Source organism: Bacillus sp. Marseille-Q1617, from assembly GCF_903645295.1.
In the GTDB taxonomy this organism is placed as follows: Bacteria; Bacillota; Bacilli; order Bacillales; family Bacillaceae_B; genus Rossellomorea.
Map to the genome: position 1 here is coordinate 510,530 of NZ_CAHJXM010000003.1, position 23,390 is coordinate 533,919.

Annotated in this window: 22 protein-coding genes and 1 other RNA gene; 19 read left to right on the plus strand and 4 right to left on the minus strand. The window is 41.6% G+C overall.

Annotated features, from left to right (window positions below; genetic code table 11):
• Positions 1-245 precede the first annotated feature (245 nt).
• From asnS to HWX64_RS19865, 4 genes are all read left to right on the plus strand, one after another.
• The gene (gene asnS, locus HWX64_RS19850) at positions 246-1,538 is read left to right on the plus strand and encodes an asparagine--tRNA ligase (protein ID WP_175991237.1); all 1,293 of its coding nucleotides are present in this window, start codon (positions 246-248) and stop codon (positions 1,536-1,538) included.
• Positions 1,539-1,887: 349 nt separating this feature from the next.
• On the plus strand, positions 1,888-2,595 hold the full coding sequence (locus tag HWX64_RS19855) for a DnaD domain-containing protein (protein ID WP_175991238.1): 708 nt from the start codon (positions 1,888-1,890) through the stop codon (positions 2,593-2,595).
• A 96-nt stretch (positions 2,596-2,691) separates the two neighbouring features.
• Positions 2,692-3,348 carry an endonuclease III gene (gene nth, locus HWX64_RS19860; RefSeq protein WP_175991239.1) on the plus strand — a complete coding sequence of 219 codons (657 nt, stop codon included), beginning with the start codon at positions 2,692-2,694 and terminating at the stop codon, positions 3,346-3,348.
• Positions 3,345-3,866 carry a YpoC family protein gene (locus HWX64_RS19865; RefSeq protein ID WP_175991240.1) on the plus strand — a complete coding sequence of 174 codons (522 nt, stop codon included), beginning with the start codon at positions 3,345-3,347 and terminating at the stop codon, positions 3,864-3,866. The genes nth and HWX64_RS19865 overlap by 4 nt, the downstream gene beginning before the upstream one ends.
• Positions 3,867-3,903: 37 nt before the next feature.
• Here the strand turns inward: HWX64_RS19865 and HWX64_RS19870 are convergent, their stop codons facing one another.
• Together HWX64_RS19870 and recU are read right to left on the minus strand one after the other, a co-directional pair.
• On the minus strand, positions 3,904-6,606 hold the full coding sequence (locus HWX64_RS19870) for a transglycosylase domain-containing protein (protein ID WP_175991241.1): 2,703 nt from the start codon (positions 6,604-6,606) through the stop codon (positions 3,904-3,906).
• Between the two features lie 103 nt (positions 6,607-6,709).
• Positions 6,710-7,312, minus strand: coding sequence for a Holliday junction resolvase RecU (gene recU, locus HWX64_RS19875; RefSeq protein ID WP_175991242.1), 603 nt, complete (start codon positions 7,310-7,312; stop codon positions 6,710-6,712).
• A 108-nt stretch (positions 7,313-7,420) separates the two neighbouring features.
• On the opposite strand from recU, the gene HWX64_RS19880 reads away from it, so the two are divergent.
• The 3 genes from HWX64_RS19880 (at position 7,421) to HWX64_RS19890 (ending at position 9,446) form a co-directional block, all read left to right on the plus strand.
• On the plus strand, positions 7,421-8,443 hold the full coding sequence (locus HWX64_RS19880) for a DUF2515 family protein (protein WP_175991243.1): 1,023 nt from the start codon (positions 7,421-7,423) through the stop codon (positions 8,441-8,443).
• 337 nt (positions 8,444-8,780) lie between these two features.
• Positions 8,781-9,026 (plus strand): hypothetical protein, encoded by a 246-nt coding sequence (locus HWX64_RS19885; protein ID WP_175991244.1) that lies wholly within the window; start codon positions 8,781-8,783, stop codon positions 9,024-9,026.
• Positions 9,027-9,092: 66 nt separating this feature from the next.
• Positions 9,093-9,446 carry a YppE family protein gene (locus tag HWX64_RS19890; RefSeq protein ID WP_175991245.1) on the plus strand — a complete coding sequence of 118 codons (354 nt, stop codon included), beginning with the start codon at positions 9,093-9,095 and terminating at the stop codon, positions 9,444-9,446.
• A gap of 43 nt (positions 9,447-9,489) precedes the next feature.
• On the opposite strand, the gene yppF is transcribed toward HWX64_RS19890, so the two are convergent.
• Positions 9,490-9,672, minus strand: coding sequence for a YppF family protein (yppF, locus tag HWX64_RS19895; protein ID WP_175991246.1), 183 nt, complete (start codon positions 9,670-9,672; stop codon positions 9,490-9,492).
• Between the two features lie 203 nt (positions 9,673-9,875).
• On the opposite strand from yppF, the gene HWX64_RS19900 reads away from it, so the two are divergent.
• Positions 9,876-10,340: a YppG family protein gene (locus HWX64_RS19900; protein ID WP_254871217.1), complete on the plus strand. Its 465-nt coding sequence runs from the start codon at positions 9,876-9,878 to the stop codon at positions 10,338-10,340.
• Positions 10,341-10,424: 84 nt separating this feature from the next.
• On the opposite strand, the gene HWX64_RS19905 is transcribed toward HWX64_RS19900, so the two are convergent.
• Positions 10,425-10,889: an Hsp20/alpha crystallin family protein gene (locus HWX64_RS19905; RefSeq protein ID WP_175991247.1), complete on the minus strand. Its 465-nt coding sequence runs from the start codon at positions 10,887-10,889 to the stop codon at positions 10,425-10,427.
• A gap of 137 nt (positions 10,890-11,026) precedes the next feature.
• Here HWX64_RS19905 and HWX64_RS19910 point away from each other — a divergent pair, with 137 nt between their 5' ends.
• From HWX64_RS19910 to HWX64_RS19960, 11 genes are all read left to right on the plus strand, one after another.
• Positions 11,027-11,812, plus strand: a complete 786-nt coding sequence (locus tag HWX64_RS19910; RefSeq protein ID WP_175991248.1) for an alpha/beta fold hydrolase — start codon at positions 11,027-11,029, stop codon at positions 11,810-11,812.
• A gap of 255 nt (positions 11,813-12,067) precedes the next feature.
• A complete protein-coding gene (locus HWX64_RS19915) occupies positions 12,068-14,359 on the plus strand; it encodes a DEAD/DEAH box helicase (RefSeq protein WP_175991614.1) in 2,292 nt (763 codons plus the stop codon).
• Positions 14,349-15,614, plus strand: coding sequence for a ribonuclease H-like domain-containing protein (locus tag HWX64_RS19920; RefSeq protein ID WP_175991249.1), 1,266 nt, complete (start codon positions 14,349-14,351; stop codon positions 15,612-15,614). Before HWX64_RS19915 ends, HWX64_RS19920 begins: the two co-directional genes overlap by 11 nt.
• Before the next feature lie 378 nt (positions 15,615-15,992).
• Positions 15,993-16,304: a CotD family spore coat protein gene (locus HWX64_RS19925; RefSeq protein ID WP_175991250.1), complete on the plus strand. Its 312-nt coding sequence runs from the start codon at positions 15,993-15,995 to the stop codon at positions 16,302-16,304.
• Between the two features lie 306 nt (positions 16,305-16,610).
• Positions 16,611-17,168 carry a DUF1273 domain-containing protein gene (locus HWX64_RS19930; protein WP_175991251.1) on the plus strand — a complete coding sequence of 186 codons (558 nt, stop codon included), beginning with the start codon at positions 16,611-16,613 and terminating at the stop codon, positions 17,166-17,168.
• 117 nt (positions 17,169-17,285) lie between these two features.
• On the plus strand, positions 17,286-17,591 hold the full coding sequence (gpsB, locus tag HWX64_RS19935) for a cell division regulator GpsB (RefSeq protein ID WP_175991615.1): 306 nt from the start codon (positions 17,286-17,288) through the stop codon (positions 17,589-17,591).
• 82 nt (positions 17,592-17,673) lie between these two features.
• Positions 17,674-18,060: RNase P RNA component class B (gene rnpB / locus HWX64_RS19940), an RNA gene on the plus strand.
• A 224-nt stretch (positions 18,061-18,284) separates the two neighbouring features.
• A complete protein-coding gene (locus tag HWX64_RS19945) occupies positions 18,285-19,436 on the plus strand; it encodes a class I SAM-dependent RNA methyltransferase (RefSeq protein WP_175991252.1) in 1,152 nt (383 codons plus the stop codon).
• Between the two features lie 85 nt (positions 19,437-19,521).
• On the plus strand, positions 19,522-19,701 hold the full coding sequence (locus HWX64_RS19950) for a hypothetical protein (protein WP_175991253.1): 180 nt from the start codon (positions 19,522-19,524) through the stop codon (positions 19,699-19,701).
• Between the two features lie 141 nt (positions 19,702-19,842).
• Positions 19,843-21,768 (plus strand): ATP-dependent DNA helicase, encoded by a 1,926-nt coding sequence (locus tag HWX64_RS19955; protein WP_175991254.1) that lies wholly within the window; start codon positions 19,843-19,845, stop codon positions 21,766-21,768.
• A gap of 109 nt (positions 21,769-21,877) precedes the next feature.
• Positions 21,878-23,389 carry a carboxypeptidase M32 gene (locus tag HWX64_RS19960; protein WP_175991255.1) on the plus strand — a complete coding sequence of 504 codons (1,512 nt, stop codon included), beginning with the start codon at positions 21,878-21,880 and terminating at the stop codon, positions 23,387-23,389.
• The last annotated feature ends 1 nt before the right edge of the window (position 23,390 follow it).

Below are 23,390 nucleotides of genomic sequence, written 5' to 3' on the forward strand. Positions count from 1 at the left end.
GCAGATCGTATTTCACGTTCTGCCCTTATATTATTTAGGATTGTCCAGCTCCGGCGGCTAGAGGCTCGAGACATAAGCCATGCCATCCAAAAAGGCAAAAAACGCCTTTATGGCTGCCCTGTCTTTTGCTTGTCGCCTCTGGGCAAGCCGCCTCCGCTTTTCTATCTATTGCGACAAAGCGGCTCGAACTGTATAATATAGTACGATACATATAGCGTGTTAGTTTTTTTGGAGGGAAAAAAATCGTGAAAACAACAATTTCTCAAGTAAGTAAGTTTGTTGGTGAAGAGGTTACGATCGGTGCCTGGCTTGCCAACAAACGTTCAAGTGGTAAAATTGCATTCCTTCAGCTCCGTGATGGAACTGGATTCATTCAGGGAGTTGTAGTCAAGAGCGAAGTCGAAGAAGAAATTTTTCAAAAAGCAAAATCGCTGACTCAAGAAACGTCTTTATATGTGACAGGTGTTGTCTCTGAAGATTCCCGTTCACCTTTTGGTTATGAACTGCAAGTGAAATCAGTGGAGGTCATCCATGAAGCGGTGGATTATCCAATCACACCAAAAGAGCATGGTACTGAATTCCTTATGGACCACCGTCATTTATGGCTTCGTTCCCGCAAGCAGCATGCAGTGATGAAAATCCGTAATGAAATCATCAGGGCTACGTATGAATTCTTCAATCAAGAAGGGTTTGTCAAAGTAGATCCGCCGATCCTTACAGGCAGTGCGCCTGAAGGAACGACAGAATTGTTTGCTACAAAGTACTTTGACGAAGATGCCTATCTTTCTCAAAGTGGACAACTATATATGGAAGCAGCTGCGATGGCACTTGGAAAAGTATTTTCATTCGGTCCTACGTTCAGGGCTGAAAAATCCAAAACGCGCCGTCACTTGATCGAGTTCTGGATGATTGAACCTGAAATGGCTTTTTATGATTTCAAGGACAATTTGGAAGTTCAGGAACAATACGTTTCCTTCATCGTCCAATCGGTTCTTGAAAACTGTAAGCTTGAATTAGATCGTCTGGGAAGGGATTCTTCAAAGCTGGAACAAATCAAAGCGCCATTCCCAAGAATCACTTATGATGATGCGGTCAAGTTATTACACGAAAAAGGATTCGATGATATCGAATGGGGAGATGACTTCGGGGCACCACATGAGACAGCGATAGCTGAAACATATGATAAACCTGTATTCATTACTCATTACCCGACATCCTTGAAGCCATTCTATATGCAGCCTGATCCCGATCGCGATGACGTAGTGCTTTGTGCCGATCTTATCGCGCCTGAAGGCTACGGGGAAATCATCGGAGGTTCTGAGCGTATCCACGACGCAGAACTCATGAAAAAACGTATCGAAGAACATGAATTGGCATCGGATGCGTATAAGTGGTATCTGGAACTAAGGGAATATGGATCTGTCCCTCATTCAGGATTTGGTCTCGGACTTGAAAGAACAGTAGCATGGATCAGCGGAGTCGAACACGTAAGAGAAACAATCCCATTCCCGCGTCTGTTAAACCGTCTATACCCATAATGTAGTTAATATTAGGCTGACTTTATTGCAGAAATGCAGCACAAAGTCAGCTTTTTATTATCTGTTTTTATCTTTTTAGGATATTTTCAACACTGTTCTTTCATTTAAGTGAATCTAGCAGTTGATTGGAGTGGAAGACGAAGACTCCTGCGGGAAAAGCGAGACAGGTGAGACCCCGCAGGCAAAGCCGAGGAGGCTCACCGGCCGCCCGCGGAAAGCGAAGTCTTCCACGGAAATCAACTGCGGTATTCAATGTGCCAGATTTATAAGTGTTAAATAATTCTTCTGAACACATCCATATCGACATAGATAATAAGCATGATATACTTAAAGGTGAGGTGTGCCGTATATGGATTATAAACAATTGATGGTGTCCTGGATCGAAGAAGGGACCCTGAACATTCCACAAATATTATTGACAAATTATCATACGCTTGGATTAAATGAATCTGAGTTTGTCCTGCTGCTGCATATTTACGGGCAGATTGAAAAAGGTAACTGTTTTCCAACTCCGGAAGAACTTTCAGAACATATGAGTATATCGTCCGAATACTGCTCGTCCATTTTAAGAAAGCTGATGCAGCACCAATTCCTGACGATCGAAGAAGGCTCATCCGCAGATGGGATATTATTCGAGAAATACTCGCTGGCTCCATTATGGGAAAAGCTTGCTGACTTTGTCATTCAAGATTCAAAGATGAAACAAATGCAAAAATCCATGGAAGAAGAAGCCGACATCTATTCAATCTTCGAGCAGGAATTCGGCCGTCCTCTTTCACCGCTGGAGTGTGAGACGCTCAGCATGTGGCTGGATCAGGATGAACATAATTCCACGATTATCAAAGCTGCCCTCAGAGAGGCTGTCATTTCTGGAAAGCTGAATTTCAGGTATATCGACCGAATCTTATTTGAATGGAAGAAGAACGGTGTTAAAACGATAGAGGATGCCCGCAATCAAAGTCAAAAGTTCAGAACGCATCAAAAACCGCCGGCTCAGAATGATGCTTCCGTTCCTAAGAGAAAGTCGGTTCCTTTCTATAATTGGCTGGAACAGTAATGAAAGTGTAAAGGGACTGCACCCAATAGTAGGGACAGTCCCTTTATTAGTGTATACTACATACGAAAAGGTAATCAGAGTGAGGGGAAGATGAGAGTGCTTAATAATAAACAAATACAAATCTGTTTGGATGAAATGAGAAAAATGTTTCCTGATGCACATTGTGAATTGCGCCATGAAAATCCATTTGAGTTAGTGATTGCTGTATTGCTCTCAGCTCAGTGTACGGATGCGTTAGTGAATAAAGTAACGAAGGGCCTATTCGAAAAATATAAAACCCCGCAGGATTATTTGAATGTCACTTTGGAAGAGCTTCAGCAGGACATCCGGTCAATTGGACTTTACCGAAATAAAGCTAAGAATATCCAGAAGCTGAGTGAGATTCTTTTGACGGAACACGGGGGAGAGGTGCCTAAGGAGCATTCCGAACTGGTCAAACTCCCGGGTGTTGGAAGGAAGACGGCAAATGTTGTGGTATCTGTAGCCTTTGAAGAACCTGCACTGGCGGTGGACACGCATGTGGAGAGGGTAAGTAAGCGCCTGGGTATCTGCAGATGGAAAGATAGTGTGCTTGAAGTTGAGAAAACCTTAATGAAAAAAATTCCGAGGGAGGAATGGTCTGAAACCCACCATCGATTGATCTTCTTCGGAAGGTACCACTGTAAAGCCCAGTCCCCACAATGTGATATTTGTCCGCTTCTAGATTTGTGCCGGGAAGGCCAGAAAAGAATGAAGAAGAAGGAAAAGATATGAATGCGGTTCTCTTGAAAGTTCCACAGCAATTGTCAGACCCGTATTTTTATACTGAAGATGAAGTGCTCGTCAGTACAGGACATTATTTGGAAGAAAGGCATTTCTTTGCGTATGAAATGTTATATTTCAGGGGGAAAGAGATCGTGGATCCGCCTTGGGACGATCGTTATAGTGCAGTAAAAGACGTAATAGCCGCCTGGAATGAAGTACAAGAGGTCCTTGATGAACGATTTAAATCCCGAGATAAATCTGTTCAGCTACACATGAAAAAAGGGGTTGCTCTATTTTATATGCTCCTGTTTTGGAGTAATTCGGTCCCGGTAGTATTACGAGAATGGCAGCAGCAGCTCGAAATGCTCTCACTTAAACCGGTTAATGCAGAAGAGAGGATAGCATTCATCAGACAGAATCCAAAACTGTATCAATCCTTTGTACAGCTGAAGGAATTATTTCAGGAGCAGCATAAACAGACTGCGAAGGACATGGCCATAAGTAAGCTGAAAAAGAACAAAAAGTAAGGCAGCCCGGATTTCCGGGCTGCCTTTATTGTTATATTTATTGATTGAACAAATTAGGGAAGGAAGATTCACTGTCTGAACGCTCGCCGTTTCCAGTGCCGCCGTCACCGGTACCGCCGTCACCAGTGCCTTCTCCGGTACCATCACCAGTACCATCACCAGTACCATCGCCAGTACCATCACCAGTACCATCACCAGTACCATCACCAGTACCGGTTCCGTCATCTTCACCATCACCATCACCATCTGAAGGTGGATTCTCTCCATCTTCGCCGCCGGTGCTGCCATCATCCTCTCCTTGGTCATTACCAGTACCGTCGCCTTGCCCGTTGCCATTACCTTGATCTTCATCATTATCGTCATTGCCCTTTACATTGACATTCACAGTAGCTGGGTCACTTCGCTGATCATCTTTAATAGCGACAACTTCAAAGGTGAATGTGCCTGTGGAAGTGATGTTTTCCACATTTAAACCGGTTTTGTCGGTTGTAGTAAGGACTTGCTTATCTGCACCATTTATAAGGACAGAAACTTCAAATGTAACATCATCTTTTTTCTTCTTATCATAGTCCCATGCGAGGGTGATCGTTTGATCTTTCTTATTAAATTTACCTTTCAGACCTTTAGGTGCATCAAGCTTATCGAATTCTTTGGAAACCTTTGTAGGCTCTGTTCCTTTTACAAATAGTTCAGTGATGATCTTATCATCAGGTGTGTAGTCACTCGGCAGTTTTGCCGGGTTGCTTCCTTCTTCGACCTGAACTTCAACCACGCTTCCTGGTTTCTTGAAGTCTGCTGTGTCGACACCCTCATGAACATAGCTCATTAAGTCTTTGACGATAAATTGGGCTACGTGGCGGTCTGATGGGCTTAATGAGAATTGGTTTTGTTTATCGTATCCAGTCCATACAGCAGCTGTATAATTTGTTGTATATCCGACAAACCATGAATCTGGAGCATGTGATTTAGGGATATTGTTTGCTTCCCTTGTTTTTTCGTCATAGTTTGTTGTTCCTGATTTACCTGCCATCGGGAGACCTGGTACTTTCGCGCGGGCACCAGTTCCTCTTGGATGATCGATTACGCTTTTCAGCATGTCAGAAATCATATAGGCCGTGTATTCCTTCATTGCAGGTTCTGGCTTGTTTTCGTTTTTGATCTCTGTTTCGCCATCACGAAGGACAACTTTCTTAACCGTATGAGGTTTATTGTAAATCCCTTCATTACCAAAAGGAGCATATGCACCGGCCATTTGTACAGAGTTCATACCTGGCGAGACGGCTCCTATTGAAGCGGATTCGTAATAATGATCGAAATCAAGTCCGAGCCTGTTCACGAATTCTTCAGCTTTTTCCGGACCCACTTCCTGGAATGCTTTCAATGCCGTAACGTTGCGTGAATCCCATAAGGCCTCTCTCATCGTGATATCGCCTTTGTGTTCCATATCATAGTTGTTGATTTCAGGCCCGTCTGTGTATTTATAAGGCTCATCCTTCAAGATATGATACGTCGACCATTTCAGATATTCTACAGCAGGACCGTAGTCAAGCAGAGGCTTGATTGTAGATCCGGGCTGGCGTCTGGTATCAATGGCATAGTTGAAGCCGCGCTGGACCTCTTCCTCGGTATTTCTGCCGCCGCCGATAGCGCGGATCTCACCGGTTTGAGTATCCATCAGAGTGATACCGGCCTGCATGATGCCGCCTTCCTGGTCGGGATAAGTGAAGCTTGTCGCTTCACCTGCCAGGATTTGTTCGACACGCTTCTGCGCATTCGTATCAAGAGTGGTATAGACCTTCAAACCATCGGAAAACAGGTTATAGTCACCCATTTTTTCGACTTCATCAATAACTGCATCCACATATGCAGGGTATTTATTTCCATTTTCTTTTTCGCGCTGTTCTTTAGAAACAAGCCCTTCAGTGATCGGGATACTTTGAGCTTCTTTCTTTTCGGCTTCAGTTATTTTACCATGCTGAACCATTAGGGAGAGAACGATGTCACGGCGTTTTTTAGCCTTTTCAGGATAGTCAAGTGGATTATAGTTATTCGGACTTTGAGGCAAACCGGCAATCAATGCCGCCTCATGAAGCTTGATATCCTTTATTTCTTTACCATAATAGTAGTCAGCCGCAGTAGCCATTCCATGAATTCCATCCGACATGTATACTTTGTTGAAGTACATTTCGAAAATTTCTTCTTTTGTATATTCCTGCTCTAGCTTGAGTGCAAGCCAAGCTTCCTGGGCTTTTCTTTTTAAGGTTTTATCAGGACTGAGGAATGACCCCTTGATTACCTGCTGGGTAATGGTTGAGGCACCCTCCGAACCAAATCCGCCTGTAATGTTGGCAATGACAGCCCCGCCCAGACGAATCAGGTCGATTCCATTATGCTTATAAAAACGATTATCCTCTGTAGCTAAGACTGCGTCCTGCATTGATTGAGGAATTTCATCAAAGTTGGCATACTCTCTATTTTCCTTACCGACAGTAGTAATCAATTCGCCATTCATATCATAGATCTCTGACGCTACCGGGTCTTTCAGTAATTTTTCATCAAGCTTCGGGGCACTGGATGCGTAGTAAGCAAACAAACCTGCTCCAGCTAACATACCGATAATTCCTATAATAAATAAAGATATGATTACACGTTTCACCATTGAGCCTTTTTTGGTTTTCTTTGTGTTAGACTTCTGCTGGGCTAGACGCTTTTCTTCCCTTGACTTATATTGACCAGCCATATTGTTTCCTCGCTTTCAATCTTCTGTCTTTTTAGTATTGTCTAAGTTTTGATTTATACTACTTATAATGAGATAAACTATAGATTATCTCATTTGTGCTCATCTAAAAATATAACTGATGGACTATTTTTAAGTAATCGACACGGGGATGTAGTCCCAATGGAATTTTATAGCCCGCTTCCTCAATTTCTTCTTTCCTTATGGATTTCCTGCCCCCGCTTATCATCCGGTCCCAAAAAGCTTTCAAAGCCTGGAAAGGGAGCAGATATACTTCCTCAGTGAGGGAAAATCTCAGCAATACGAATGTGATGCCGTCCTGCAAATAAACACTTTCCATATGGTTGATTTGATGCTCGTGGAAATTTTGAAGGGGAAAGGAGGTTTTGTTTTTCGTTTCCTTCGCTTCAAAATCAATGTACCTGCTTTTATAGACCCCGTTATAGTCAGTGGTGGAAGGCTGTTTGAAGTAAGCCTCCTTGATTACCGCTGCACTCCGGGTCGGATAATGAACATCCACGATTTGGACTGGAGTGGGTTTTTTATGGATAACGGCTGTTTTGTGAACCAGATAATATTGATTGGTTTCATTGATATCCTCCTCTAACGTCATCCCACGGTTACTGTAGGAGACTTGTTTAACTTTCGTGTTTTTAGAAGATGATTTCGTTTCCGTATACCTTTTTCCATTAGGATAATGGAATTTCATGGGAATTCACCTCGCAGACTAAACTATATCATAACAGAAACCACTCCATTTTGTGTGAATAATTCATTACAAATTCCTTAAGATATGACTAAAGGAGAAGAGGATTAAATGGATGAATTCACTAATACCTATCGCTTTTTACCCTATATTACAGAATTTAAACGTAAACACGAGTGGATTGATTTCCTGCGCCGTATTGTAAGTCATCACAATCAGGATAATATTACAAGAACTGCCGCTTATCAACGTTTTTATCTTCTTCATCCTGAGATCAGGTGGTCGTTTCTTGCATCGATGGTTTCAAGAAACGCAGGCTGGAATATGACTGATTTAGAAGGTGAAACATTTAGGAGCCTGTTAACCCCCGAGACAAGAAAGAATCTGTTCATGACCTATGAAAGAGCAAATTGGGCAATATTTCAGGATGCTTTTCCTCAACTCCTTATCTATCATTATTCGACGTTAAATGAGGATAAAATGTTTCATCTTTTAAAGGATTTTCATGTTTCTGAATTTATGCAGGAAATATGGGAGCAATTCTGGGAGCACAGGGATGAGGGGAAATTGGTTCAATCGCAAATTATAAATGAGCAGAACCTGATTCAGAAGCCGGTGATCGAGCATCCGGTTTATAAGAATAAGGTGTTCCGGTCAGGTCTGTTCTTTATTGAAGATCATCTCCATTTTTGTTCAGTGGTGTTTCCAACCAGAAAGGGCGATCTCATCGGGGCAAGTGTGCACGATTTCCGTAATGTGGATGACCGTATCAAATTGGGAAACATTCTATATCGGATTTTGTTTCATAACGAATATTATCCATTATTTTATGATTTTGCTCTGAATATAAGGCCGACTGGATCTAGAAGGGATTATGAGAGTTTTTGTGCTCCTGGACTGGCAAGGACGAATACCCCCTCGCTCACGAGTGTGTATGACAAAGTTGAGCACCATTGGGAGATGTCAGAAGACTGGTCAAGAGCCGCCAGGGTGAAGAAGAAATGGTATAGTACACCCGGACTGCCTAAGGAACCCCTTATGACAAAATGGTTCTTCCGCAAACAAGGTCAAATGAAGAGGGTTGCGCATCTGAAGTCGCTGTTTGTGAATAAAGAAAGAACTGCCGGCCATTAGGACCGGCAGTTCTCTTCGTTTGAAAGGGCTCGAACCTTCTTACGTCGAAGGTCTGTTTTCCCCTTCAAGTTTAGGGTTGCCTTTAGAGGCTTTTGTTTGATGCTGATTGGATTCAGCAGGCTGTTTTTTGTTTTTGTTATTTTGAGTTTTCATAAGAACACCTCCGCTGTTATTATTTGAGCTTTGACTAGTTTTATTCAACTGTCGAAAAATAATAGGACGGTTGTCCTAAATGCACTTTCTTTGACGAATCGCTACTAGTTTTGTCAAGAGGGAAGGGAAAGGCTCATTAAAGCAGAATACCTATGTAAATCCAAAAAAGCCGGGAGGAAGAAGCATGCTTCCAAAACAAGATATAATGTTAAAACTAGCCGAAATTGAAGAAAGTTTAAATCAGCTTGAGCAGAGTGTGTATGATCGAATTTCAATGGAGGAAAAAGTTGAAGAATCGAAACTGGCTGAAAAAATTGAAGAACTTGAGGGGAAACTATCTACAGTGGAAAGCAGGGCAGAAACTTTCATAACTAGAAGGGAACATTCATTTGTTGCTCAAAAGCTTGAATTATCATATAAGACATCATAAACTTACTATTATAAGTAGCAGCTTTGCTACTTTTTATTTTTGTCTCACCCTGCCTGGAGGTTTAATATGGAACAGTTAATATATGTGACTGAAGAGTTGTCGGCGTTGCTCGATAACATGATGACCGAATATAAACAAAGACGGGAAACCGGTGAAAAAGGTGACTTCTATAGTGAAGTAAAACCGTTTGCAGATAAAGTCAAAGAAATGAATGACAAGTGGAGAGAGCTTTCTCTTGAATGGATCAAAACAGATCGTCCAAAACATCTTCACTTACCGCAAGTCATGAATACATACGATAATATTGAAATGCTTTCGGTTCACTGCTTCTTTCCTGAGTCCAGTTATAACCGCTTTATCAGTCATCATCAATCTGTTCGCTACGTGCTGAACAACATACTTGATGAGTTAACGGAGTAAATAAAGGGCTTCCCGCGGGAAGCCCTTCAGTATGATTTATTTGTTATAATGTGGGAACTGCACGGTCGCAGCTCAAATCGATTTGCCTTACAAGTTCTTTATAGTTTTGCAGAGAAATTTCATTTGAAATATATAGTTTCTTTGTCAGCGTAAGAAGCTCCAGCCCATCGGATGTCCGGTACTGCTTTTGATTTTCGTACTTCTTTAACAATTCACTAAAGTTCATACTCATTCCTCCCAGTAATTTAATGGTAAGGCAGGCAACCTTTATCATTATCCTAACATAGAAAGCCTTTTCTTTAAGTTATTAGAATAGTGTAACTTCCGACATTTTTTGAGATTTTGTCGAAAACAAATGTGGGGTGCTTTCACCTTATGGCCCAGTGTTTCATACTGTGTAGTAACCGCAATAATGTAAGGGGGCTTAGTATGAATTCACATCGATATCGTCAGCGCTATCAAAATTATTATCCTTATCCATTTCCGTACCCGGCCAATCATAATATGGGTCAGATGGGCAATTATCAAATGCAGGGGGGAGGTCAGTATTATTCTCCGCCTCCCCATTATTCAACCGAACCCGTGCGCCCTAACGTCCAAATGAACCAAGCAGGTTATACGAATCCATATTTTGAAAATCCTCTTCAGCATGAAGAGTATAACCCTTATCAAATGAAGGCAATGCAGCAGCAGGCATACGCGAATCCTTACCCGAAAGCATCTTTCATGGCAAAACCTTCAAACTCCGGAATGGGAACGATCATGAACTCATTCAAATCCCAGGATGGCTCATTTGATTTCAATAAAGTGATGAACACGGCAGGACAGATGATGGGTGCAGTCAATCAAGTCTCTTCACTCGTAAAAGGGCTCGGAGGAATGTTTAAGATATAGTGAACCCAGAATAAAAAGAGCAGCTGATTGCATCAGGCTGCTCTTTTTGATATGAGGATGAATATGATTCTTGATTTCATAGCATTACTCAATGCTGATTTTCCTGCCGGATTGTTTTTCGACTTTTATTTGTAATAAGCCATCTTTATAGGAAGCTTTTACATCTTTTTCATTTACCGTGGTTGGAAATGGAATAGTACGGCTGCTCCTGTTCATCGATTGTTTTTTTCTGATTATTTGTTTCTTTTCGTTTTCCTCTGAATAGAGTTCCATATTCGTGATGGTAATGGTGACAAAGTTAGGGAATACCTCCAAATTTATTTGTTCTTTTTTAACACCGGGAAGTTCGGAGGTTATCAGATAATAATCATCAAGTTCCTTAAAGTCGACGGGGAAAGAATTGAAAGGATTGGACGCAGATGTAAAAAAATCATCAATACTCTGAAGCATCCCCCGCATCGGCTTTTCATGAAAGAATTCATTCATTGACTGCATCAGGTCACCAAAACCTTTTTTCTTGGATGGGTCATTTGAAAAATGACTGTTCATAGTGGTATCTCCTTTCACGGCAGATCTTTTCATAATAATGTATGAACGCTTTCATGCAATTGTGCCTATCTCACTTTTGTTTAAAAACGTGTGGGGGAGGAAAAATATAAGGAAAATGCACAAAGGGGGAAAAGGTTATGGAAAAGCAGCATGTAGGAGGATTTGATTTAGCCTTTCAAGATCGCGGTGAAGGGGAAGAGACAGTCATACTTCTTCATGGATTTTGCGGGAGCTCTGCTTATTGGCAGGAAGTAGTTCCTCTACTGGATTCCTCCCGGGTCATCACGATCGACCTTAGGGGCCATGGCCAGTCGGGGATAATCGATTCTGCATTCAGTATTGAAGACTTGGCAAAAGACATTCATTATTTTATGGATCAAAAGCAGTTGGATAATGTCTATCTATTTGGTCATTCTTTAGGGGGATATGTGACGCTTGCCGCTGCGGAATTATATGGAGAGAAATTAAAGGGGTTTGGGCTCATTCATTCCACAACTCTTGCTGATAGTGATGAAGCAAAGGAAAATCGATTAAAATCGATTGAGGTAATCAAAGAAGACGGAATCAACACATTTGTAAATGACCTGGCGCCAAAATTGTTCAATCCTGACAAGATGGATGACCTGACTGATGAAATCCAGTTAACGAAAGATATTGGATATGAAACCAGCCCGATCGGAGCCATTGAAACCCTTAAGGCAATGAGAAACAGAACAGATCGTTCCGATATAGTAAAAAACAGCAGCATCCCCGTACTGCTTGTAGCGGGCGAACATGACCAGATCATCCCGAAAGAAAAAGTCTTTCAAGAAGAATCGTCCCATACACATACCAAAGTTCTCACACAATCAGGCCACATGGGATTATTTGAAGAACCTGAACAGATTGCTTATACCCTGAAGGAATTTATTAATTCCAAATAAAGATTATCTTTAATCCGTTCCAGCAGTTGATTGGAGTGCAAGACGAAGACTCCTGCGGGAGAAGTGGCCGAAGTGAGACCCCGCAGGCTTGCCGAGGAGGCTCACGGGTCACCCGCGGAAAGCGAAGTCTTGCACGGAAATCAACTGCGGTGTTTAAAATCGGATGAAAATGATTTTCCGGCGAAGCACTCGCCGGATTTTTTTATTTTTACATTCGAACATAGATTCGATAAAATGTTCATAGAGGTGAAGAAGATGTTCAGGAAGAATAACCTTCAGGAATTAATCGAGCAATTCAAGAAAGACGAACAATTCAATAAACAAATTATACATTGGCATACAATAGATGAAAAACCTGCAGCGTACACAGATATTCCGGAAGAGATCGACAAACGGATAAAAAAAGCTCTGAGAGGAAGAGGAATCGAAAAGCTGTACAGCCATCAGCACGATGCATTCCAGCATGCAGTGAAAGGAAAGAGCTTTACGGCTGTGACACCTACTGCTTCCGGTAAAACATTGTGCTATAACCTCCCAGTCCTCCAAACGATCATGAAGGATCCAAATGCCAGGGCTCTGTATATCTTTCCGACGAAAGCTCTTGCACAGGACCAGAAAAGTGAGCTGAATGAAATAATCTCTGAGGCTGGTGCTTCCATCAACAGTTATACATACGATGGAGATACATCCGCTAATATCAGGCAAAAGGTCAGAAAAGCTGGACACATCGTGATCACCAATCCGGATATGCTGCACTCCGCTATCCTCCCTCATCATACTAAATGGGTTTCATTATTTGAAAACCTGAAGTACGTGATCATCGATGAACTTCATATTTACAGAGGGGTATTTGGATCACATGTGAGCAATGTTATCAGGAGGCTAAAAAGAATATGCGAGTTTTATGGTGCGTCTCCTGTATTCATTTGTACATCGGCAACCATTGCCAACCCTAAAGAATTATCAGAACAACTTACAGGATCGAAGATGGAACTAATTGATAATAATGGTGCCCCGAGCGCCAAAAAGCACTTTGTTTTCTACAATCCGCCAATCGTAAATAAACCCTTGAACATAAGAAGAAGTGCAACACTGGAAGTGAGGAGGATTGCGGGTGAGCTGTTAAGGAATAGGATCCAAACCATCGTGTTCGCCCGCAGCCGGGTAAGAGTGGAGATCATCCTCACATATTTACAAGAGTTGGTAAAGGGTCAATTAGGTGCTAAATCAATCCGCGGTTACAGGGGCGGGTACCTTCCTACCCAGAGACGTGAAATTGAGAAAGGGCTGCGTTCAGGAGAGATTTACGGGGTCGTCAGCACCAATGCACTTGAACTGGGTGTGGATATCGGCCAGCTGCAGGTTTGTATCATGACGGGTTACCCGGGAACTATTGCAAGTGCATGGCAGCAGGCAGGGAGAGCCGGCAGGAGACATGGTGAATCACTTGTGATCATGGTGGCAAGTTCCAGTCCACTGGATCAATTCATCATCGATCACCCTGACTACTTCTTTGATCAAACACCCGAAACGGCAAGGATCAATCCTGATAATTTGATAATCCTGATTGATCATCTCAAATGCGCTGCTTATGAACTTCCTTTCAAAGACGGGGAACAATTCGGTTCTCATGAGGTGGAGGATATTCTTGAATTCTTGGCAGAAGAGAAGCTTCTTCATAAGAATGGAGATAAATGGTACTGGATGAATGATGTGTTTCCTGCTCATAATATCAGCCTTCGTTCCGCCTCACAGGAAAATGTGATCATCATCGATCAAACAGATATTGCGGCTGTAAAAGTCATCGGGGAAATGGATCGGTTTTCTGCCATGACCCTGCTGCACGATGAAGCCATCTATTTACATCAGGGAATTCAATATCAAGTGGAGATGTTGGACTGGGAAGAAAAGAAAGCTTTCGTCCGGGAAGTGGATGTTGATTACTTTACCGATGCCAATTTGGCTGTTCAGCTTCGTGTCCTGGAGACGGACAAGGAACGGAGTACAGGCTCTTGCGAAATCGCTTATGGTGATGTTACTGTCCAGGCAATGGCCACGATTTTTAAGAAAATCAAGTTTGATACGCACGAAAATATCGGCTCTGGCCCGATCCATCTCCCTGAGGAAGAGCTTCATACCAATTCCAGCTGGATATCTTTAAGTGACAGTTCTTCTTTCACACAAGAACGTCTGGAAGAAGGGTTGATCGGAGCTGCTCAAAGCTTAAAGTCCATCATTCCTCTTTATGTGATGTGCGACCCCAGCGATATTTTTGTCGTGCCTCAGGTGAAAGCGGCACATAATGATAAACCTACCATCTTTATTTATGACAGGTATCCTGGCGGAATAGGCTTAAGTGAAAAAGTATATGAGCAAATTGAACAAGTTCTTTCTGAAGCACGAAAGTTGATTGAAAGCTGTCCGTGTCAGACAGGTTGTCCTTCATGCATCGGAACGGAACATTCCATGAAAACGGCAAAAGCGGATACATTAAAACTGCTTGCTTTATTCCATGGTGGAAGGGAGGAGGGAGAAAGTGTCTCTTAAAAACAAACTAAACAGAATGAAAAAACACATTGTAAGGGAAGAACAAGATAAGGAAATGGATACGGTGAAATCGATTGATATTGCGAACACAGACCTCCCCTATAAAGAAACCTGGAAAGAACATGGTACCACGACTTACTTTGTCGATGATGATTATTGCTTGGTAAGGGAAAAAAGATACCCCCTTCACCATCAGCACGGCAAATATAAATTTAAAGATCTGTTAAAATCAGTTGAAGCGTGGCAGGAGTTTAACGGCACTCATCCATTGTCATCCAGGGGACTTTCGCCCGAGGACCTGTTTTTCTTTGATACAGAGACAACGGGACTCGGAGGGGGAGTCGGAAATACGATTTTTTTGCTGGGGCATGGCAGGATTGCGGGAGATGAAGTGGTCGTCACTCAGCATTTCCTTCCGCAACCTGGAAGCGAAATTCCGCTCTACCACAGTTTCTTGAAGACTGTTGATTATAATACGCTTGTAACATATAACGGTAAAGCATTTGACTGGCCGCAGGTCAAAACCAGACATACACTCATCAAAGAGCATGTACCGAAGCTCCCGTCCTTTGGACATTTTGATTTATTTCATGGATCCAGAAGACTTTTTAAACATAAAATGGAGTCAGTGAAATTGGTTAACGTTGAAAGAAAAGTCCTCGATGTTGAAAGGGTGGATGATGTACCCGGGTATCTTGCACCGATGATTTATTTCGATTTCATAGAGAGAAGGGATCCCGAAGGCATTTTAAGGGTGATGGAACATAATGAGCTGGATATCCTTTCATTGATCACTTTATACACCCATCTAACCTATCAACTGCTGGAAATGACGAATTCTTCCACAGAGCAGGAAAGGTTCGAAGCTGGCAGGTGGCTTGAATATACTGGGAATGGAAAAATGGCAAAAGAACGCTTTGAATATATTGTGAATGATAGAGGCATTCAGCATTATGAATCTGTACATCATCTTGCTTTCCGGTATAAAAAAGAGAAGGAATTCGATAAGGCAGCAGCCCTATGGGAAGGGATAGGCGATGATTGTCCCTTCAAGATTAAGTTGGTGGTTCTTGAAGAATTGGCGAAAATCTATGAACATAAACATAAAGACTATGATAAAGCAATGGACAAATGCCTCGAACTAGAAGAGCTTTTAAATAAAATAGAAATGAGTCAGTCTAAAAAGGACAAAGCGCTCGAACAGCTTTTTGCCCGGATCAATCGAGTGAGTACAAAGAGGTCAGGAAGAAATTAACATGATTTGAAGCACTTTCTTGAATCTAGTAAAATATCGTAATTTTATGGTTCATTCTTCTTATTTATATATTGAGAATTTTCACAAGTAGATGTAAAATGAATAATTGTGTGGAAATTATTTATATTTAGATAGGATGATGAAAATGAACCGTGCGATCTTAATATTATTCTTTGTCGTCATTGGTTTAACGGCGTTTATCTTTTCAAATTACTCTGAAACTTTATATAGCTTCATGTAATGAGAGTAAGGGATTGACCTTTCCAACAATCGATTCCATTCTCCAAATCAAAAATAGGTATTTTAATTAGTACATGTTCTCCCCCCCTTTCATAGGCTATTAATGTATCAATAACATGATGAAAGGAGAACATGACTATGTTTTGTAGACCAAGACCCAATAAAGTGCTTCCGGCAGTAATGCACCCTGCAAAAAATTGTGTGAACCAGACTTTCACGACCTATGAGGTGCCGCATATCCACCCTCAGCATACAACTACTGTAAACAACATCCAATACCAGCATAAACACTACTTCCCTCAAACTCAATCAGCAGTCGACAGTGTGACAAACCAGCAGTTTAACTGCGGCGGTGGTCCTGGCGGTGCTGGTGGACCAGGATTTGGCCCTGGTGGACCTGGAGGACCAGGATTTGGACCGCGTCCACGTCCGCCTTTCGGACTTTACTAATTAGAGTGGATATAGCTCAGGAATGAAATACCGGGTGACTTCAAGATTCTTCAAGAACGCTTTCTTCATCAATCATTGTGAAATAAAGCTTGATGAAGTGGAGGAAATCTATTGGAGTCACCTTCTTATTTGACTTTAAGCGTAAGTGGTATGCATCGAATGCCGTAACCGCGAATTTTATTCTCGAATAGAACCTGAACGCTGCAGTTCATATTATAGAAAAGAACGTTCGATGAAAATGTGCTACAATAGTTATGTAAAGAATAGGGCAGACTATAGATGCCCTTAGCAAAGGAGTTTTGCTTTTTGAGCAAGGTTGCATGCTTAACAGGTTATAAGTCCTTTGAGCTGGGAATATTCAAACAAGACGATAAAGCCATTCATTACATAAAACAGGCATTGAAAAAAGAACTGATTTCTCTTCTGGAAGAAGACCTGGAATGGGTAACGATCAGCGGACAGCTTGGTGTTGAATTATGGGGGGCTGAAGTGGTTTTTGAACTTCAGGAGGAATATCCTGAACTTAAGCTCGCAGTACTCACTCCGTTTCTCCACCAGGAGGAAAACTGGAACGAAAACAACAAAGAATACTACGAAATGATTCTTGCCCAGGCAGATTTTGTGGATTCCGTGTCGAAAGAACCTTATAAAAGTCCTCAGCAGTTTAAAAACCGAAATCTTTTATTTCTTAATAAGAGTCAATATCTTGTGATTTTATACGACGAAGAAAAGGAAGGTTCTCCAAAATACTTTTATCAGGAAGCAAGAAAGTACCGGGAGAATAATCCTCACTTTGAAATCAGGGCAATATCCTTTAATGATTTACAATGGGTAGTGGAAGAGGAACAATGGAGAAATGATTAGCGGATAGAATGATGAAAAAGCGTATTTACAATATAGAATTCATGCTTACATTAAAATCATTTGACAAAATGAAGGTAATTTGAAAAAATGAAAAAGATAAATATAGAGGTGAATGCGATGATCTCAGATAAAGTGAAATTAACAGCTAAAGATATTCTGGAAAAAGAATTCAAAAGCGGAATGAGAGGCTACAAGCCTGAAGATGTAGACAAATTCCTTGATTTGATTATCAAAGACTATGAAACCTTTCATCAGGAAATAGAAGAACTTCAACAAGAAAACCTGCGCTTGAAGAAACAGGTTGAAGGTGCCAGCAAGCGTCCTGCAGCCCAGCCTCAAGCATCCGGTACAACCAATTTCGATATTCTTAAACGATTATCGAATCTTGAAAAACATGTGTTTGGAAATAAGCTGTACGATTGATGATCGTGTCTTTAATGACACTTATTTCCAGTTGAAATGAATAAGATATTACTTTATAATTAGTAATTGCTGATCCTTAATAGCGTTTGGGTAATCGCTGCAGCTTACTGCTGTAGAGGAAAGTCCATGCTCGCACGGTGCTGAGATGCCCGTAGTGTTCGTGCCTAGCCAATTCATAAGCTAGGGCAGCTCAGGTTCCTGAGTTGACGGCAGGGAAAATACCTAAGTCCTCCGGGATATGGTATGACTACCTTGAAAGTGCCACAGTGACGGAGTCCTGTTAGAAATGGCAGGAGTGGAACGAGGTAAACCCCACGAGCGAGAAACCCAAATTTGGTAGGGGAACCCTTTTGGAGGAAACGAACGAAGAAAGGGACAAAGGTATTTCCTTTGTAGATAGATGATTACCACCTGAGTACGAGATGAAAAGTCGCTTGTAGTACAAAGGTACAAAACATGGCTTACAGAGCGCTATTTCTGGAGAAGACAATTATTTTTTGCCTACAAACCCAAGTGACTGATACATTCAGGTAATACATTACCTTTGGTATCAGTCCTTTTTATTTTTGATATTACTTAAAGGGTCTTTAGTAAAAAAGACGGAAACAATACTATTTGAGAAAACGGCCTATTAATAACATAAATTTGATTATAATAATAAGGTAGAGAATAGAGACGGACGAGGTGTTTTAGATGGGTACATATACATTGATTGCCACTGCAGCCATGGGACTTGAGGCAATCGTGGCAAGAGAAGTGAAGGACTTGGGATATGAATGCCAAGTGGAAAATGGAAAGGTCATATTCAAGGGTGACGAAACCGCTATTGCACGAGCGAATTTGTGGCTTCGTACTGCTGACCGTATCAAGATCCTGGTAGGGGAATTCAAGGCTTATTCCTTTGATGAATTGTTTGAAAACACCAAAAAACTTCCCTGGGAAAATTACTTGACGGTAGATGCTGAATTTCCTGTACAAGGGAAGTCTGTAAAATCAAAACTTTACAGCGTCCCTGATTGTCAAGCGATCGTAAAGAAAGCGATAGTAGAAAGAGTTAGGAAAGCGTATAATCGTACCTCTTGGCTGGATGAGACTGGCCCACTGTATAAAATTGAAGTGGCCCTCCATAAAGACACAGCCAGTATCACATTGGATACAAGCGGGCAGGGCCTTCACAAAAGGGGCTACAGAATCGGACAAGGCGAGGCTCCACTTAAGGAAACCCTTGCAGCAGCCCTTATCAAATTGACGACCTGGAATCCCGACCGCCCTTTCCTCGATCCTTTCTGCGGTTCTGGTACCATCCCCATAGAAGCAGCCTTGATCGGACAAAATATTGCTCCTGGTTTCAATAGGGAATTTTTATCAGAAAACTGGTCCTTCATTTCGGATGATATCTGGGATAAAGCACGTATGGAAGCCGAAGATCTTGCGAATTATGACCAGCCGCTTGAAATATTCGGGACTGATATAGACCACAGGATGGTGAACGTTTCTAAGGAAAATGCACTCGAGGCCGGACTGGGGGACCTGGTGAAGTTCAAGCAGATGCAAGTGAAGGATTTCGTTACGGACCTTGAGTTCGGAGTGGTCGTAGGTAATCCTCCATATGGGGAAAGACTGGGTGACCGCCCAGAGGTTGAAAAGATGTATAAAGAAATGGGACAGGCATTCGAAAAGCTGGATACATGGTCTGTGTATATGCTGACATCCCATGAAGATTTCGAACAGTTTTACGGTAAACCTGCTACAAAGAAGCGTAAGCTATTTAATGGGTTTATCCGCACTGATTATTATCAGTATTGGGGACCCCGTCCTCCCAGAAAAGATAAGAATGAATCATAACAGCAACAATTTAGACGATAAATAGAATAAATTCATCTCTTCCTGCGTATAATAGTGCTATCATTTTCAGGGGAGTGAAAAGGGGATGGAACATTCTCTTACGGATTATCAAAAAATTTATCAGGCATTGGAAGGTTCCTTATCATCCATTTCCATTGATGATGCTGGTACTGAATCCATACATGAAAGCCTGATGAATGCGAAGGTCAATTTGAACAAAGCATTTCAATATGAACTGCTCAGACAAAATAGAATATTCGATTAAAAATCAGGGACACTCCATACAAATGGCAATATCCCCTTTGTATAGAGTGTTTCTTTTTTTTGTTCGGAAATATTGGTTCAGGAAGAGAGATTTTCTTGTGAATTAATAGATTAACAGTATAGCGGGATGCAGGAGGTCAAAATGAAAAGGAAATTACCCTTCAATTTATCAAAAGATCAATCTTTTTACGAAGCTCTTTCAGATTGGGTAGGGGATGTATTTTACGATATCTTACCCGAAAAGGGGTTCGATCTTCGGGATGAGCAAGTATTTATGGCATTTCAATTAAATCAGGCGTACAAACAAAAACAAGTGATGTTCGCCGAAGCCGGCGTCGGAACAGGTAAGACGCTGGTTTATCTATTGTATGCATTGTCCTATGCCCGATATACAGGAAAGCCTGCCATCATCGCATGTGCAGATGAAACACTGATTGAGCAGCTTGTCAAAAAAGACGGTGATATTCAAAAGCTTGAGCAGGCACTTGAATTGGAAATAGATGTAAGGTTAGCCAAGTCAAGAGAACAATATCTTTGTATTAAAAAGCTGGAGGAAAAGCTGCCGATGAACGAAAGCTTCCATGAAATCTGGAAAGGGCTCCCTGCTTTCGTTCATGAAACCAATTCAATGAACAGATTCACCCATTACGGTGATCGTAAGGAGTATGCTTATTTGCCGGATGATGAGTGGACTGAAATCGGCTGGGACTCGCTGCAGGATTGCATGTCCTGCGTTTACCGTCACCGCTGCGGTCAGACTCTCCACCGGGAACATTATCGGAACTCTGCTGACCTGATCGTATGCTCCCATGACTTTTACATGGAACATATTTGGACGAAGGACTCCCGTAAAAGGGAAGGACAGCTGCCGCTTTTACCGGAAGCGAGTTCGGTCGTCTTTGATGAAGGGCATTTATTGGAGTTTGCCTCCCAGAAGGCGATGACTTACCGCATGAGAATGGAAACATTGGAAGGACTTCTCGAAAGATTATCGGCCTCTGACATGAGGGAAACGACACTTTATCAGATAGAAGATATTATGCTCGCGAATGAAAAGTGGTTTGAGTTATTAGAGAAAGAAGCGAGGTCTGAAAGCGGGACGATTCGTCAGTACATCAATCGTTCTTCCGCGGTATTGGAACAGGGAAGGTTACTGACAGACAGCATTGAAAACCTTTTGAATGAACTTGTGTTCGAATCAGAAATGTATGTAATGGATGACTATTTATTGAAGGTAGTGGAGGAATACTTAGAGCAGATTCAGTATTCGTTAAAACTATTCCTCGAAGATAAAAAAGGGATATACTGGCTCGAGGCATCCAAGGACGAGCATACTTTCGTCGTCATGCCGAGACTGGTGGAAGAAATCCTTCGAACAAAAGTATTTTCCCAAAATATTCCGTTCATCTTTTCATCTGCTACGTTATCCTATAACCGGGATTTTTCATACGTAGCACAATCACTTGGAATTGAGAAGTTCGAGAAATTCTCAGTGGAGTCCCCATACGATTACGACGAAATGATGAAAGTGTTTGTACCTGAGAACTTTTCAGGGTATGAGGCGAAATTCCAATATGCTTGGGAACAATTGAAGCAAAATAAAGGGAAGTCTCTATTATTATTTTCTTCAAAAGAAGAAATGAATGAGTTCAGGAAATTCAAACAGAACAATTCCGATCAAGAATGGAAAGTCATTTTTGAAGGGGATAAAGAAATCAGTCATACAGTTGAGGAATTTCAGAATGATCATTCGTCAGTATTATGCTCTTATCATTTATGGGAAGGGCTTGATATTCCTGGGGAATCCCTTACTCAGGTAGTGATCGTATCACTTCCTTTCCCTCCAAAGGACCCTGTATTTGATGCAAAACGAAAGCATGCGGAGGATTCAATCAAGGAAGTTGATATCCCTTATATGCTGCTTCGTATGAGACAGGGCATCGGACGGTTGATCCGAACAAATGAAGATCATGGCCAGGTACACATATTATTAAATGAACAAGAATCTGCATACAGTGAACATTTAAAATCAATTCTTCCTGTCCAAGTGGATACAATGAAGGTCTGAGCTGAAAGGAGTCGTCTGAAAAGGCGGCTCTTTTTTGTGATCCATTATTGAAGTATTTGTCAGAAAAATATGATAAAATAATAAAGATGTTTGATAAGGGGGCTTAAAGATGAGAGAAGAATTAGTAGAAATGAGAGACAGTTTTGTAGACTATGCTAAAAAAATGACTGCGTATAATGAAGCGCTTGGATTGATGTTTTGGGATTTAAGGACAGGTGCTCCGAAAAATGGAGTGGAACAGCGCTCAGAAGTTATCGGAATGCTTTCATCCGAGTTATTCGCCATGTCCACTTCCAATGAAATGGCAGCTTACCTTGCCAAACTTTCACCTGAGAAAGATGAGCTTGATGAACGGACACAAAAATTGCTTGAAGAATGTCAAAAGGAATATGACCGTAACAAAAAGATACCGGCTTCTGAATACAGGGAATACGTTGTGCTGCAATCAAAAGCAGAAAGTGTCTGGGAAGAAGCAAAGTCCAAAAGTGATTTTGAAATGTTTCAGCCTTATTTGGAAAAACTCGTCTCCTATACGAAGCGATTCATTGATTATTGGGGATATGATAACAATAAATATGATACGCTTCTTGATATGTATGAACCGGGTGTCACGGTTGAAGTTCTGGACAGGGTATTCGGCGAATTGAGAGACAAAATCGTACCGTTAGTACATAAGATTTCAGAATCTGAAAATAAACCTCATACTGATTTTCTTTTCGAACATTTCCCTAAGGATAAACAAAAGGAATTCAGTATGAAGATACTGGGGCAGATGGGATATGATTTCAACTCGGGAAGGCTGGATGAAACCGTTCATCCATTTGCGATCGGATTAAACCCGGGGGATGTAAGGGTAACAACCAAGTACGATGAAAGTGATTGGAGAACGGCTGTGTTCGGGACGATTCATGAAGGGGGACACGCCCTATATGAACAGAACATCTCGCAAGACTTGACCGGCACTCCTTTATGCTCAGGAACGTCAATGGGGATACACGAATCCCAGTCATTATTTTATGAAAACTTTGTAGGAAGAAATTATTCTTTTTGGAAACAAAATTATGATCTGCTTAAACAATACGCTGACGGGCAGTTCGATTCAGTGGATATTGATGAATTCTATAAAGCCATCAATGAGTCAAAACCGTCATTGATCAGGATCGAAGCAGATGAATTAACCTATGCTTTGCATATCATCATTCGCTATGAGATTGAAAAAGGTTTATTCAACAATGAAATAGAGGTGAAAGATCTCCCTCGAATCTGGAATCAAAAATATGAAGAATATCTTGGGACCAAACCATCCCATGACGGTGAAGGCGTCCTTCAAGATGTTCATTGGGCAGGCGGAAGCTTTGGGTACTTCCCTTCTTATGCACTCGGATATATGTATGCTGCCCAGTTTAGAAAAGCAATGCAAAAAGACATTCCGGATTTTGAAGATTTACTGGAAAAAGGCGATCTTACCCTTATTAAAGAATGGTTGACTGACCATGTGCATAAATGGGGCAAGATGAAGAAGCCGCTTGAGATCTTGAAAGAGGTGACCGGGGAAGGGTTGAACGCTTCCCATCTGGCAGATTATTTAATCGACAAATATTCGAAAGTATATTCACTTTAAT

Coding starts and splice junctions, on each gene's coding strand:
- HWX64_RS19915 (WP_175991614.1), top strand. CDS start 12,068: ATGTTCAGGAAGAATAACCTTCAGGAATTAATCGAGCAATTCAAGAAA.
- HWX64_RS19865 (WP_175991240.1), top strand. CDS start 3,345: ATGAATGCGGTTCTCTTGAAAGTTCCACAGCAATTGTCAGACCCGTAT.
- HWX64_RS19905 (WP_175991247.1), bottom strand. CDS start 10,889: ATGAACAGTCATTTTTCAAATGACCCATCCAAGAAAAAAGGTTTTGGT.
- HWX64_RS19890 (WP_175991245.1), top strand. CDS start 9,093: ATGGAACAGTTAATATATGTGACTGAAGAGTTGTCGGCGTTGCTCGAT.
- HWX64_RS19960 (WP_175991255.1), top strand. CDS start 21,878: ATGAGAGAAGAATTAGTAGAAATGAGAGACAGTTTTGTAGACTATGCT.
- recU (WP_175991242.1), bottom strand. CDS start 7,312: ATGAAATTCCATTATCCTAATGGAAAAAGGTATACGGAAACGAAATCA.
- HWX64_RS19900 (WP_254871217.1), top strand. CDS start 9,876: ATGAATTCACATCGATATCGTCAGCGCTATCAAAATTATTATCCTTAT.
- HWX64_RS19925 (WP_175991250.1), top strand. CDS start 15,993: ATGTTTTGTAGACCAAGACCCAATAAAGTGCTTCCGGCAGTAATGCAC.
- HWX64_RS19955 (WP_175991254.1), top strand. CDS start 19,843: ATGAAAAGGAAATTACCCTTCAATTTATCAAAAGATCAATCTTTTTAC.
- HWX64_RS19870 (WP_175991241.1), bottom strand. CDS start 6,606: ATGGCTGGTCAATATAAGTCAAGGGAAGAAAAGCGTCTAGCCCAGCAG.
- gpsB (WP_175991615.1), top strand. CDS start 17,286: ATGATCTCAGATAAAGTGAAATTAACAGCTAAAGATATTCTGGAAAAA.
- HWX64_RS19855 (WP_175991238.1), top strand. CDS start 1,888: ATGGATTATAAACAATTGATGGTGTCCTGGATCGAAGAAGGGACCCTG.
- HWX64_RS19950 (WP_175991253.1), top strand. CDS start 19,522: ATGGAACATTCTCTTACGGATTATCAAAAAATTTATCAGGCATTGGAA.
- HWX64_RS19945 (WP_175991252.1), top strand. CDS start 18,285: ATGGGTACATATACATTGATTGCCACTGCAGCCATGGGACTTGAGGCA.
- HWX64_RS19880 (WP_175991243.1), top strand. CDS start 7,421: ATGGATGAATTCACTAATACCTATCGCTTTTTACCCTATATTACAGAA.
- yppF (WP_175991246.1), bottom strand. CDS start 9,672: ATGAACTTTAGTGAATTGTTAAAGAAGTACGAAAATCAAAAGCAGTAC.
- HWX64_RS19885 (WP_175991244.1), top strand. CDS start 8,781: ATGCTTCCAAAACAAGATATAATGTTAAAACTAGCCGAAATTGAAGAA.
- HWX64_RS19910 (WP_175991248.1), top strand. CDS start 11,027: ATGGAAAAGCAGCATGTAGGAGGATTTGATTTAGCCTTTCAAGATCGC.